Source organism: Cedecea davisae DSM 4568 (assembly GCF_000412335.2).
Lineage (GTDB): Bacteria > Pseudomonadota > Gammaproteobacteria > Enterobacterales > Enterobacteriaceae > Cedecea > Cedecea davisae.
Map to the genome: position 1 here is coordinate 1,243,029 of NZ_KE161030.1, position 13,427 is coordinate 1,256,455.

Annotated in this window: 11 protein-coding genes; 5 read left to right on the forward strand and 6 right to left on the reverse strand. The window is 55.2% G+C overall.

Annotation, left to right across the window (positions count from 1 at the left end):
• Nucleotides 1-88 precede the first annotated feature (88 nt).
• Nucleotides 89-1,204, forward strand: a complete 1,116-nt coding sequence (macA, locus tag HMPREF0201_RS05915) for a macrolide transporter subunit MacA (RefSeq protein WP_016535596.1) — start codon at nucleotides 89-91, stop codon at nucleotides 1,202-1,204.
• On the forward strand, nucleotides 1,201-3,147 hold the full coding sequence (gene macB, locus HMPREF0201_RS05920; protein ID WP_016535597.1) for a macrolide ABC transporter ATP-binding protein/permease MacB: 1,947 nt from the start codon (nucleotides 1,201-1,203) through the stop codon (nucleotides 3,145-3,147). Before macA ends, macB begins: the two co-directional genes overlap by 4 nt.
• Nucleotides 3,148-3,224: 77 nt before the next feature.
• Here macB and cspD read toward each other — a convergent pair whose 3' ends face one another.
• Nucleotides 3,225-3,452, reverse strand: a complete 228-nt coding sequence (cspD, locus tag HMPREF0201_RS05925; protein WP_016535598.1) for a cold shock-like protein CspD — start codon at nucleotides 3,450-3,452, stop codon at nucleotides 3,225-3,227.
• Between the two features lie 322 nt (nucleotides 3,453-3,774).
• On the opposite strand from cspD, the gene clpS reads away from it, so the two are divergent.
• Nucleotides 3,775-4,095 carry an ATP-dependent Clp protease adapter ClpS gene (clpS, locus tag HMPREF0201_RS05930; RefSeq protein ID WP_008461103.1) on the forward strand — a complete coding sequence of 107 codons (321 nt, stop codon included), beginning with the start codon at nucleotides 3,775-3,777 and terminating at the stop codon, nucleotides 4,093-4,095.
• Between the two features lie 28 nt (nucleotides 4,096-4,123).
• Nucleotides 4,124-6,397 carry an ATP-dependent Clp protease ATP-binding subunit ClpA gene (gene clpA, locus HMPREF0201_RS05935; protein WP_016535599.1) on the forward strand — a complete coding sequence of 758 codons (2,274 nt, stop codon included), beginning with the start codon at nucleotides 4,124-4,126 and terminating at the stop codon, nucleotides 6,395-6,397.
• A 105-nt stretch (nucleotides 6,398-6,502) separates the two neighbouring features.
• Here the strand turns inward: clpA and infA are convergent, their stop codons facing one another.
• From infA to trxB, 5 genes are all read right to left on the reverse strand, one after another.
• The gene (gene infA / locus HMPREF0201_RS05940) at nucleotides 6,503-6,721 is read right to left on the reverse strand and encodes a translation initiation factor IF-1 (RefSeq protein WP_002211347.1); all 219 of its coding nucleotides are present in this window, start codon (nucleotides 6,719-6,721) and stop codon (nucleotides 6,503-6,505) included.
• 283 nt (nucleotides 6,722-7,004) lie between these two features.
• On the reverse strand, nucleotides 7,005-7,700 hold the full coding sequence (gene aat, locus HMPREF0201_RS05945; protein WP_016535600.1) for a leucyl/phenylalanyl-tRNA--protein transferase: 696 nt from the start codon (nucleotides 7,698-7,700) through the stop codon (nucleotides 7,005-7,007).
• A 51-nt stretch (nucleotides 7,701-7,751) separates the two neighbouring features.
• Nucleotides 7,752-9,473 (reverse strand): heme ABC transporter ATP-binding protein/permease CydC, encoded by a 1,722-nt coding sequence (gene cydC / locus HMPREF0201_RS05950; protein ID WP_016535601.1) that lies wholly within the window; start codon nucleotides 9,471-9,473, stop codon nucleotides 7,752-7,754.
• A complete protein-coding gene (cydD, locus tag HMPREF0201_RS05955; RefSeq protein ID WP_016535602.1) occupies nucleotides 9,473-11,239 on the reverse strand; it encodes a heme ABC transporter permease/ATP-binding protein CydD in 1,767 nt (588 codons plus the stop codon). The genes cydC and cydD overlap by 1 nt, the downstream gene beginning before the upstream one ends.
• A 113-nt stretch (nucleotides 11,240-11,352) precedes the next feature.
• Nucleotides 11,353-12,321, reverse strand: a complete 969-nt coding sequence (gene trxB, locus HMPREF0201_RS05960) for a thioredoxin-disulfide reductase (RefSeq protein WP_016535603.1) — start codon at nucleotides 12,319-12,321, stop codon at nucleotides 11,353-11,355.
• A 492-nt stretch (nucleotides 12,322-12,813) separates the two neighbouring features.
• On the opposite strand from trxB, the gene lrp reads away from it, so the two are divergent.
• Entirely contained in the window at nucleotides 12,814-13,308 is a 495-nt protein-coding gene (lrp, locus tag HMPREF0201_RS05965) for a leucine-responsive transcriptional regulator Lrp (protein WP_000228469.1), read from the forward strand.
• Nucleotides 13,309-13,427 lie beyond the last annotated feature (119 nt).

Sequence of the window (13,427 nt, forward strand, 5' to 3'; positions counted from 1 at the left end):
ACCGATATTCAATCACTGTTACACTTCTTCACATTGTGCAGTTTGTTTAAGAATTGTTTAACCAAGCGTTAGCTATTTCAGGATTCATATGAAAATTAAGGGAAATTTCAAAAAGCGTTACTGGATTTATGCGCTGCTGCTGGTGATATTTTTCCTCTGGCTTTGGCAGTTTTTGCACGCACCGACTCCCCAGTACCAGACCATGATCGTGCGAAAAGGCTCGCTACAGCAAAGCGTACTGGCTACCGGGAAACTGGATGCGGTGCGCAAAGTAGATGTGGGCGCGCAGGTGAGCGGGCAGTTGAAAACGCTGTCGGTCAGCATTGGCGATAAAGTGAAAAAGGATCAGCTTCTCGGGGTTATCGATCCTGAGCAGGCGGAAAACCAGATAAAAGAAGTTGAGGCGACGCTAATGGAGTTGCGCGCTCAGCGTTTGCAAGCGGAAGCCGAAAGCAAGCTTGCCGCCGTCACGCTTTCGCGTCAGCAGGCGCTAGCTAAGAGCCTGGCCGTGTCGCGCCAGGACCTGGATAAAGCCGCGACCGATCTGGCGGTTAAACAGGCGCAAATTGGCACTATTGACGCACAAATCAAGCGCAATCAGGCTTCATTAAGCACCGCAAAAACCAATCTCGACTTTACCCGCATCGTGGCTCCGATGGCCGGAGAGGTCACGCAGATAACCACGCTCCAGGGGCAGACCGTTATTGCCGCGCAGCAGGCGCCGAATATTCTGACGCTGGCCGACCTCGGGACCATGCTGGTGAAGGCCCAGGTTTCAGAAGCGGACGTTATCCACCTGAAGCCGGGGCTGAAAGCCTGGTTTACCGTGCTTGGCGATCCAATGGTGCGCTATGAAGGCGTACTGAAGGATATTCTGCCGACGCCGGATAAGGTCAATGAGGCTATTTTCTACAACGCACGCTTTGAGGTGCCGAACCCGAAAGGCATTCTGCGTTTGGATATGACTGCCCAGGTTCATATACAGCTTGGCGGCGTGAAGGACGTGCTGACTATTCCTCTGGCGGCGCTGGGTGAGCCGATTGGCGACAATCGCTACAACATCACGGTGCTGCGTAACGGCGAAACCAAAGAGCGCGAAGTGACCATCGGCATGCGTAACGACACCCAGGTGCAGGTGGTTAACGGGCTTGAAGAAGGCGAAGAGGTGGTGATTGGTCGCTCCGGCACCGGGAGCAACAAATGACCGCGCTGCTTGAGCTAAAAGATATTCGCCGCAGCTATCCCTCGGGCGAAGAGCAGATCGAAGTGCTGAAGGGCGTCAGCCTGACGATTGAGGCCGGGGAGATGGTGGCGATTGTCGGCGCTTCCGGCTCCGGTAAGTCAACGCTGATGAATATTCTTGGCTGCCTGGATAAGCCAAGCAGCGGCAGCTATAAAGTTGCCGGTGTGGACGTCGCCGGGCTGGATAGCGATGCGCTGGCGACCCTGCGCCGCGAACATTTCGGCTTCATTTTTCAGCGTTACCATTTGCTCTCTCACCTTAATGCTTCCCAAAACGTTGAGGTGCCTGCGGTATACGCCGGAACAACGCGCGTTCAGCGTCAGCAACGTGCTCATGACCTGCTGGAGCGGCTTGGCCTGAAGGAGCGTGTTGAGTATTTGCCTTCTCAGCTTTCGGGCGGGCAGCAGCAGCGTGTCAGTATCGCTCGTGCGCTGATGAACGGTGGGCAGGTCATTCTGGCGGATGAGCCAACCGGCGCGCTGGACACACATTCCGGTGAAGAGGTAATGGCGACGCTGAAGCAGCTACGCGAGCGGGGGCATACGGTGATTATCGTTACCCACGATCCTTATGTTGCCGCCCAGGCCCAGCGGATTATTGAAATTCGCGACGGCGAAATTATTAGCAATCCTCCACCCACTGACCAGCCCGCGGCGCTCAAGGTTGAGAATCCGGCGCTGCGTAACGGCTCTTCGGTTCAGCAGGCCATCAGCAGCTTCCGCGAAGCGCTAAGCATGGCGTGGCTGGCGATGGCCGCCAATAAAATGCGGACTCTACTGACGATGCTCGGCATTATCATCGGCATCGCCTCGGTGGTTTCCATCGTCGTGGTCGGCGATGCGGCCAAGCAGATGGTGCTGGAGGACATACGCTCGATCGGCACCAACACCATTGACGTCTATCCCGGTAAGGATTTCGGCGATGACGATCCGCAGTTCCAGCAGGCGCTCAAGTATGACGATCTGGCGGCTATTCGCCAGCAGCCGTGGGTGAGTTCCGCCACGCCGTCCATCTCGAGCAATTTGCGCCTGCGCTATGGCAACGTGGATGCCGCCGCCAGCGTGAACGGCGTGAGCGGTGACTATTTTAATGTCTACGGCATGGTGATGAGCCAGGGCGCAAGCTTTAACGACGAGCAGATGGCCGGGCGGGCGCAGGTAGTGGTGCTGGACGCTAATAGCAAGCGGCAGCTGTTCCCGAATAAAAGCAACGTGGTCGGCGAAGTGGTGCTGGTTGGTAATATGCCGGCGACGGTAATTGGCGTGGCCGAAGAGAAGCAGTCGATGTTCGGCAGCAGCAAAGTATTACGCGTGTGGCTGCCTTACAACACCATGGCCGGGCGAGTGATGGGGCAAAGCTGGCTGAACTCCGTTACCGTGCGGGTGAAAGAAGGATATTCCAGCCACGAAGCGGAGCAGCAGCTAAATCGGCTGCTGTTGCTGCGTCACGGCAAGAAGGATTTTTTCACCTACAACATGGACGGGCTGTTGAAAACGGCGGAAAAGACCACACGTACTCTTCAGATGTTCCTGACGCTGGTTGCGGTTATTTCGCTGCTGGTGGGGGGAATAGGCGTGATGAATATCATGCTGGTGTCCGTTACCGAGCGAACCAAAGAGATTGGTATCCGTATGGCCGTCGGGGCCAGGGCGAGCGATGTACTGCAACAGTTTTTAATTGAGGCGGTGCTGGTTTGCCTGGTGGGCGGTGCGCTGGGGATCTCCCTGTCGCTGCTGATAGCCTTTACGCTTCAGATGGTGCTCCCGGGCTGGCAGATAGGTTTCTCGCCGGTTGCGCTGCTGACGGCTTTTGGTTGTTCCACCGCCACGGGCGTGCTGTTTGGCTGGTTGCCCGCGAGAAATGCGGCGCGACTGAACCCTATCGATGCTTTAGCTCGCGAATAGTCCGCGGCGGCAAAATAAAAATGCCAGCCTTACGGGCTGGCATTTTATCTGCGGGATGTACACAATTACTCAAGGGGTTACGCGACCGCTTCCGCTTCGGCTTCCTGAGGAAGGATCAGGCTGGCATGATTGCCTTTAGGTCCCTGATGTACATCAAACCTGACAACTTGCCCGGCTTTAAGCGTTCTGTATCCGTCCATCTGAATGGTGGAGTAGTGAGCGAATATATCTTCGCCGCCGCCTTCGGGGCAGATGAAGCCGAACCCTTTGGCGTTATTGAACCATTTAACAGTACCCGTCTCCATGCTTCGACATCCTTCGTAACTCTAATAGTGAGATGGAATCAACCGGTGGGTAAGGGCGGGCTGTTCAAAACCTCGCCAACTCACCCCGCTACAATGTAGATATTTTAAACACTGCGTCAAGCGTCGGGCGGGGTAGGGACGGCAACAATGAGTCAAAAATTTGAAGCAGTTAACGCTATTTTCATTAATGTGACGTGGCTCGCGAGCGGCGGGAAATGACAGCAACCAATACCAGGGAATGCGTTTGCTAAAAACGTATTACACTCAATCTAAGGCCTGGCCTGACGGTGCGTTGGGCTTTAACAAACGATGATAAATCGCAATGGGTAAGACGAACGACTGGTTGGACTTTGACCAAATGGCAGCGGATAAACTGCGCGAAACGCTAAAACCGCCATCCATGTATAAAGTTATACTGATGAACGATGACTACACGCCAATGGAATTTGTTATTGACGTACTGCAAAAGTTCTTTTCTTATGATGTTGAACGTGCCACGCAATTGATGCTCACGGTTCACTATCAGGGCAAAGCTATCTGTGGCATCTTTACCGCAGAGGTAGCGGAAACCAAAGTAGCGTTGGTGAACCAGTATGCAAGGGAGAACGAGTACCCGTTGCTGTGTACGCTAGAAAAAGCCTGACCAGGCCAATAATTTGGGGGAGGTGCCTATGCTCAATCAAGAACTGGAACTCAGTTTAAACATGGCTTTCGCCAGAGCGCGCGAGCACCGACATGAGTTTATGACCGTCGAGCATCTGTTACTGGCGTTGCTCAGTAACCCATCTGCCCGCGAAGCGCTGGAAGCGTGTTCTGTGGATATGGTGGCGCTGCGACAGGAACTCGAAGCCTTCATCGAACAAACTACACCGGTCCTGCCGGCAAGTGTTGAAGAGCGCGACACTCAGCCGACGCTCAGCTTCCAGCGCGTGCTGCAAAGAGCGGTGTTCCACGTACAGTCCTCCGGGCGCAGTGAAGTCACCGGCGCCAACGTGCTGGTCGCTATCTTTAGCGAACAGGAATCCCAGGCGGCCTATCTGCTGCGCAAACATGAAGTCAGCCGTCTCGATGTGGTTAATTTCATCTCTCACGGCACGCGTAAAGACGAACCAAATCAGTCATCGGGTTCTGAAAATCCGGTCAACGAAGAGCAAGCAGGCGGGGAGGAACGTATGGAAAACTTCACCACCAATCTTAACCAGCTTGCGCGCGTTGGCGGAATTGATCCGCTGATTGGCCGTGATAAAGAGCTGGAGCGTGCCATCCAGGTTCTGTGCCGTCGCCGTAAAAACAACCCGCTGCTGGTGGGTGAGTCCGGCGTGGGCAAGACCGCCATCGCCGAAGGGCTGGCGTGGCGTATTGTGCAGGGCGACGTGCCGGAAGTGATGGCCGACTGCACCATTTACTCTCTGGACATTGGCTCACTGCTGGCCGGAACCAAATACCGCGGTGATTTTGAAAAACGCTTCAAGGCGCTGCTGAAACAGCTCGAGCAGGATAAAAACAGCATTCTGTTTATCGATGAAATTCATACCATCATCGGCGCAGGTGCCGCGTCCGGCGGGCAGGTTGATGCTGCGAACCTGATTAAGCCGCTGCTCTCCGGCGGTAAAATTCGTGTTATCGGCTCAACGACTTATCAGGAATTCAGCAATATCTTCGAAAAAGACCGCGCCCTGGCGCGCCGTTTCCAGAAGATTGATATTACTGAGCCAAGCGTCGAAGAGACCGTGCAGATAATCAACGGCCTGAAGACCAAATACGAAGCTCACCACGACGTGCGCTATACCGCGAAGGCCATTCGCGCGGCGGTTGAGCTGGCGGTGAAATACATTAACGACAGGCATCTGCCGGACAAAGCGATAGATGTTATTGACGAAGCCGGGGCGCGTAGCCGCCTGATGCCGGTGAGCAAACGCAAGAAAACCGTCAACGTTGCGGATATCGAAACCGTGGTAGCGCGCATTGCCCGCATCCCGGAGAAAAGCGTCTCGGCGAGCGATCGTGATACGCTGAAAAGCCTTGGCGACCGCCTGAAAATGCTGGTGTTTGGCCAGGATAAGGCGATTGAAGCGCTGACCGAAGCCATCAAAATGAGCCGCGCCGGTTTGGGGCAGGATCATAAGCCTGTCGGTTCCTTCCTGTTTGCCGGGCCAACCGGGGTCGGGAAAACCGAGGTCACGGTTCAGCTTGCGAAGTCGCTCGGCATCGAGCTGCTGCGGTTTGATATGTCCGAGTATATGGAACGCCACACCGTAAGCCGCCTGATTGGTGCGCCTCCGGGCTATGTGGGCTTCGATCAGGGCGGGCTGCTGACCGACGCGGTGATTAAACATCCGCACGCGGTGCTGCTGCTCGATGAGATTGAAAAAGCGCACCCGGACGTCTTTAACCTGCTGTTGCAGGTCATGGACAACGGCACGCTGACCGATAACAACGGCCGCAAAGCGGACTTCCGTAACGTGATTCTGGTTATGACTACTAACGCCGGGGTGCGTGAAACCGAGCGTAAATCCATCGGGCTTATCCGTCAGGACAACAGCACCGATGCGATGGAAGAGATCAAGAAGATCTTTACGCCGGAATTCCGCAACCGTCTCGACAATATTATCTGGTTCAACCACCTCTCTACGGAGGTTATTCATCAGGTTGTTGATAAGTTTATCGTCGAGCTTCAGGTGCAATTGGATCAGAAAGGCGTGTCGCTGGAAGTTAGCCAGGAAGCGCGCGACTGGCTGGCAGATAAGGGTTATGACCGTGCGATGGGCGCTCGCCCAATGGCCCGCGTCATTCAGGACAGCCTGAAAAAACCGCTCGCCAACGAACTGCTGTTTGGCAGCCTTGTTGACGGTGGGCAGGTGACCGTTGCGCTGGATAAAGAGCAGCAGCAGCTGACCTTTAATTTCGCCAGTGCCCAGAAGCACAAGCCGGAGGCGGCGCACTAAGCGCCGTTTTACGGGCATAAAAAAGGCCGGGCAATGCCCGGCCTTTCTATTATTCACATATTCACACTCAACGCCGCCTGCTTTCAGGCCGCGGAATAAAAACTATCAACGGCTACGGAAGACAATGCGGCCTTTGCTCAGGTCGTACGGGGTCAACTCAACGGTGACTTTGTCGCCCGTCAGAATGCGGATATAGTTTTTACGCATTTTACCGGAGATATGAGCGGTTACCACGTGCCCGTTTTCCAGCTCAACGCGGAACATGGTGTTAGGTAACGTATCCAGTACGGTACCCTGCATTTCAATATTGTCTTCTTTGGCCATCTAATCCTCTGGGGTATCACTACCGTAGTTTGAACCGGCAAGATAATGCCGAAGTTCGCTTATCATGTAAAGAATTGTTGGTGAAATCACCAGTGAAAGTGCATTTTGCTTATTACCCGCCCGCTCCCTGCTTGTCGCACGGCGACGTCTGCGATGTAGTGCGCGAAGAGATAAACGGTGGGGCATTCCCTTGAACAATAAATCCCAAACGAGGCGGGGTAGCAGGCAAAAGCCACTTTGCGGCGCTAATTATAACACCCTCACATAAAATGTGCCGTAAACATTATTCACCGAGTTTTTGGGGAACCCAGCAGTGGCTGCTCAAATGTTTAGGGCGTAATTCAGCCAGCGCCTGAAGATAGTCCCGGCGCGGTATCTCCTGCACGCCAAGCGAAGCAGTGTGCTCGTTAAGTACCTGGCAATCAATAAGTTTCCCGCCGTGGCGCAGGAAATGCTGGCAGAATACCAGCAGGGCGGTTTTAGACGCATTAACCCGACGGCTGAACATCGATTCACCGCAAAACAGCGCGCCCTGAGCGACGCCGTACATGCCGCCAACCAGCTCGCCGCTTTCCCAGACCTCAATAGAGTGGGCATGCCCAAGTTCGTGCAGGCGCAGATAGGCTTCTACAATTTCGGCGGTGATCCAGGTTCCTTCGCTTCTGTCGCTCGCACAGCCGTAAAGTACGCGCTCAAAAGCGTGGTTGAGCGTGACGGAATAAGGCGAGGTGCGATGAAAGCGTTTCATGCTGCGGCTGAGATGAAATTGCTCCGGGTACAGTACGGCGCGAGGATCCGGTGACCACCATAGAATAGGATCGCCGGGAGAGAACCACGGGAAAATGCCGCGCTGATAGGCCATTAAAAGGCGTGCGGGGCCGAGATCGCCCCCCAGCGCCAATAAGCCATTGGGTTCACGTAACGCCCCTTCCGGCGAGGGAAAGGCAATCGAGTCACGAGACAGCTGCACCAGGCGCATGACGAACAACTCCAGGCGAATAATAAATTGATAATAGTCTATGTATAACGCTTACAGGCGCTGGCGGAATTGATAATAACGCCCGCCGGACGCCATCAATTCGGCGTGACTACCTTGCTCAATAATTTGCCCGTTGTCCATCACAATTATGCTGTCAAAAGCGTTCAAACCGCGTAACCGGTGGGTCACCATAAGAACGGTTTTGTTTTTTGTCACTTCAGCCAGTAAATCAAGGATTTGCCGTTCGGTTTCGGCATCAAGACCTTCGGTTGGCTCATCCAGCAACATCAGCGGTGCATTATGCAGAATTGCACGCGCAATCGCCATGCGGCGTAGCTCGCCGCCGGACAGCTGCCGGCCGCCTTCACCCAGCCAGCTATTCAGCCCGCCATCTTCCAGTAATTTGCCCAAACCTACCTGTTGGAGTGCCGCGCTCAGCTGTTCATCGCTCGCGTCCGGGGACGCCAACAGCAGATTATCACGCAGCGTAGCGCTGAACAGATGGACTCGCTGTGGAACGACGCTGGTAGCCGCCCGCAGGCTGGCTTCGTCGAATTCTTTGATAGCGATACCGTTAAGCCGGATCTCACCCTGCTGTGCATCCCACGCGCGGGTAAGCAGCTGTAGAAGGGTCGATTTCCCGCAGCCGGTGCGGCCCAGAATAGCCAGGCGCTGCCCCGCCTGTACGGATAAGGAAACGTCTTTCAGCGCCGTTTGTACCTGGCCTGGATAAGTGAAGCTAAGGCCGCTGATTTCCAGCGCTACCCGGCTTTGTACCTGCTGCTGAGCTGCCGGGAATACGACTTCCGGAGCCTGGCTGGTGATTTGAGTTACGCGCAGCGCCGAAGCGATAACCTGCCCGAGATGTTGAAAAGCGCCGGTAACCGGTGCCATGGCTTCAAATGCCGCCAGGGCACAAAACACAAACAGGGCGATAAGCGCTCCCGGCGACTGGCTTTCACCCACGCCCGCAGAGGCCATCCACAGCATGGCGATCACCGCTACGCCGCTAATCAGCAACATTACCGCCTGAGACAGCGCGGTGAGGCCTGCCTGGCGGCGCTGCGCTTCCTGCCAGCCGTTTTCCGTGGCGTCCAGCTGTTCGCGGGCGCGGGCGGCGGCACCAAAAATAGTGAGCTCGGCGTGACCTTGCAGCCAGGCGGTCAACTGTTGGCGGTAATTGCCGCGCTGTGCGGTCAGGGCCTCACCGGCAGGCTTTCCTGCGCGGTAGAACAGCGGCGGAAGCAGAAACAGGGTCGCGAGCAGAATGGCGCCGAGCGTTAAGGCCAGAGTGACATCCAGGAAGCTCAGGCCAAAGGTCACCACCAGAATCACGACAAAAGCGCCGATCAAAGGAGAAATAACCCGGAGGTAAAGATGGTCGAGGGTATCGACGTCCGCCACCATGCGGTTCAGCAACTCGCCCTGGCGGAAGCGAGCCAGTCCGGCAGGGGAGAGCGGCAGCAGCTTGCTGAAAGTTGAAACACGCAGGTGCTGGAGCACGCGGAACGTGGCGTCGTGGCTGACCAGTCGCTCAAAATAGCGACCAGCGGTGCGGGTAATGGCCGCGCCGCGGACGCCCGCTGCGGGCAGCATATAGTTGAAGCTGTAAAGCCCGGCCACGCCAACCACCGCAGAGGCAGAGAGGAACCAGCCTGAAAGCGTCAACAGGCCGATACTCGCGAGCAGGGTAATAATCGCGAGCACAACACCTAAAGAAAGTAACCATTTATGGCGGCGATAAAGCGCCAGATAAGGCAGCAGGGCGCGCATTAGATTTCCTCCTGACGGTTTGCCAGTAACCCGGCGAACGGCCCATCCTGAGCGGATAGCCCGGCATAGGTTCCTTGCTGGACGATTTGCCCGTCACGCATTACCCAAATTTGATTCCAGTCGCCGATATAATCCAGCTGATGGGTGACCATCAGCGTGGTTTGCTGGCGTGAGGCTTCGGTAAGCGCTTCCATCACCCGCTGCTCGCTATGTGCGTCGAGGCTTGCCCCCGGCTCGTCAAGCAGCAATACGCCGCACGGAGCAATCAGCGCCCGGGCAACCGCCACACGCTGGGCCTGGCCCACGGATAAACGCGTTGACTGGTCACCCAGAGGGGTATCTAACCCCTGAGGCAATAACGGCAGGAATTCGCTAACAGAGGCTTTATCCAGCGCGGCTTTCAGGCGGGATTCGTCTGCACCGGGCGAGCCTAATAATACGTTGTCGCGCAGAGTGGCTGCCGGTAGCTGAGGGTTCTGCCCGACCCAGCTTAGCTGCTCACGCCACCAGTCTGGAGAAAGCTGTGCCAGTTCTACGCCGTTTATCAGCAACTGGCCCTGATAAGGCAGGAAGCCGGAAATCACGTTAAGCAGCGAGCTTTTGCCCGCGCCGCTCTGCCCAACCAGCACCACGCGCTGCCCGGCAGGTAAAGAAAAGTTCAGCGGGCCCGCCAGCACTTTGCCTTCAGCGGAAAGAATGGTCAGCTCGCGAGCTTCAATGGCAAACGGACCGCTGCCGGAGAGCTGGCCGGTGCCCTGCTCGGGATGCTGTAGCGGCGAGTTGAGGAAAGTGGTCAGCGTGTCTGCCGCGCCAACGGCCTGCGCTTTCGCGTGGTAGAAAGTCCCCATATCACGCAGCGGCTGGAAAAATTCTGGAGCAAGAATCAGCGCCAGGAAACCGGCAAACAGCGTAACGCCGGTGCCATAATGGCCGAAATTGAGTTCGCCAAGATAAGAGAAGCCGAAGTAAACCGCGACCACGGCGATAGAGAGTGAAGCAAAGAATTCCAGCACGCCGGAGGAGAGGAAAGCCATGCGTAAAACTTCCATCGTACGCTGGCGGAAGTCCTGGCTTGCTGCCCTAATGTTTTCAGTTTCCGCCGCGCCGCGGTTAAATACGCGCAGCGTTTCCATACCGCGAAGGCGATCGAGAAAGTGGCCGCTAAGACGCGCCAGTGCCTGGAAATTGCGGCGGTTGGCATCCGCAGCGCCCATACCAACCAGCGCCATAAACAGCGGGATCAGCGGAGCCGTGACGAGCAAAATCAGCGCCGCCGCCCAGTTTATCGGGAAGATGGCAATGATAATCAGCAGCGGGACCATCACCGCGAGCGACATTTGTGGGAGATAGCGCGCGTAGTAGTCGTGCATATCTTCGATTTGCTCGAGCACCAGCGTAGCCCAGCTGCCGACGGGTTTGCCCTGAATCCACGCAGGCCCGGCCTGATGGAGCCGGTCGAGGACCTGGCGACGGATTTCCTGGCGAATATGCAGCCCGGCATGGAACCCCACCTTTTCCCGCAGCCAGACTATCCAGGCGCGCAGAATGAACACCAGCACCAGCAGAATAAACGGTATCAGCAGCGCTTCACGCGGAATATTCTCCATGATCATATGCTGCAAAATGCGGGCAAGCACCCAGGCCTGGGCGACAATCAATAAGCCGCTTATCAGGCCAAGCAGGCGTGAGAGCCCAAGCCAGCGGCGAGAGATAAAGCTTTGCTGCTTTAGCCAGAGGCTAAGTTCTTGTTCACGGGTTTTATTCATTGCGCGCCAGATGCTGGTAGAAGGAGGAATTCTCAGGCAATTTTGACTGGCAATGTTACATGGCAGGAAGAAGAAAGGCGACCAGTCAGGCCGCCTTTTTTAACATCTTTAAACTATTTACTCTGTTCGGCTAAACCGTCGAGGTAGCGTTCGGCGTCCAGCGCGGCCATACAGCCGGTGCCTGCGGAGGTGATAGCCTGGCGGTAAATATGGTCCATAACGTCACCGGCGGCGAATACGCCAGGGATGCTGGTTTGGGTCGCGTTACCGTGGATGCCGGACTGAACTTTAATATAGCCGTTTTCCAGTTCCAGCTGGCCGTTGAAGATAGCGGTGTTTGGGCTGTGGCCGATAGCCACAAACAGGCCGGCCACTTCCAGCTCTTCAACAATATCGGTGTTTTGCGTGTCGCGCAGGCGCAGGCCGCTCACGCCCATCTGATCGCCTGTTACTTCTTCCAGCGTGCGGTGGGTGTGCAGCACGATATTGCCGTTTTCCACTTTATCCATCAGACGTTTGATCAGGATTTTCTCGGCACGGAAGCTATCGCGACGGTGAATCAGGTGGACTTCGGAGGCAATGTTGGCCAGGTACAGCGCTTCTTCAACCGCCGTGTTGCCGCCGCCGATAACCGCGACTTTCTGGTTGCGGTAGAAGAAACCGTCGCAGGTTGCGCAGGCGGAAACGCCGCGGCCTTTGAACGCCTCTTCGGATGGCAGCCCCAGGTAGCGAGCGGAAGCTCCGGTGGCAACGATCAGCGCGTCGCAGGTGTATTCCCCGCTGTCGCCTACCAGGCGGAACGGACGGTTCTGCAAATCAACGCTGGTGATGTGGTCGAAGAGAATTTCGGTTTCAAACTTGGCCGCGTGCTCGTGCATACGTTCCATCAGCAGCGGACCGGTCAGGTCGTTAGGATCGCCAGGCCAGTTTTCGACTTCGGTGGTGGTGGTCAGCTGACCGCCTTTTTCCATTCCGGTAATCAGAACCGGTTTTAAGTTGGCGCGTGCAGCGTAGACCGCCGCGGTATAGCCCGCAGGGCCGGAGCCAAGAATAAGCAGCTTACTGTGTTTAGCTGTGCCCATGAGATCCTCATTGAACGTTTACTGACAATGAGGCTGATTGTAGGGAATTCGCTGCGTTAAAAAAAGAGTGCAGCGATGTTGTTAACGATGTGTGTCATCGTCGTTGCCTATAAGCGTAATGAATATGACCCACAGACTGCATAAAAAATCATTGTAATGGAGGGATAATCACGGGGCGAAAATGATGAATAATCATCAGCCAGAAGGAATATCTGGCACGTTCCACTAAAAATAGATGTTTTGCTTTGACAATCCCCTAAGCATTTGCGAAAACATTCGAGGAAGAAAAACATTTAGTGTTGAGCAAGCCTCATGCTTTTGCACAACCTGATGCAAATTTACCGAGTTATTGAAATTTACGCATAACGTGGACAGACGTTATACGTGATGTCGATAGTGGCCGTAAGGCATCGGTCTTCTCACGTACACCCTGAACAGTGACGTCATCAGGGTTATGGCAGGTGAAGGAAGGAATAGAGAGAGACTATAATAATGGTAGATAGCAAGAAGCGCCCGGGCAAAGATCTCGACCGTATCGATCGCAACATTCTCAACGAATTGCAAAAGGATGGGCGCATTTCTAACGTTGAGCTTTCCAAGCGTGTTGGGCTTTCGCCGACGCCGTGCCTTGAGCGCGTACGTCGTCTGGAACGTCAGGGTTTTATTCAGGGCTATACGGCGCTGTTGAACCCGCATTATCTGGATGCCTCATTACTGGTATTTGTTGAGATTACTCTGAATCGTGGCGCACCAGATGTGTTTGAGCAATTTAACGCCGCAGTGCAAAAACTTGAAGAAATTCAAGAGTGTCACCTCGTATCCGGTGATTTCGACTACCTGTTGAAAACACGCGTACCGGATATGTCGGCGTACCGTAAACTCTTAGGCGAGACCCTGCTGCGTCTGCCAGGCGTTAACGACACCCGTACTTATGTGGTCATGGAAGAGGTCAAACAGAGTAATCGTTTGGTCATTAAGACCCGTTAATACGGGCCAGGTGCAAAATTGGCGTATTTTGGTTACACTCCTGGGAATCCATACAGCAACAGTTCCGGTTAGCGCCGGTGCTGTTGTCTCCATTGCGTTTAAGGACACCTGGAGAGCCT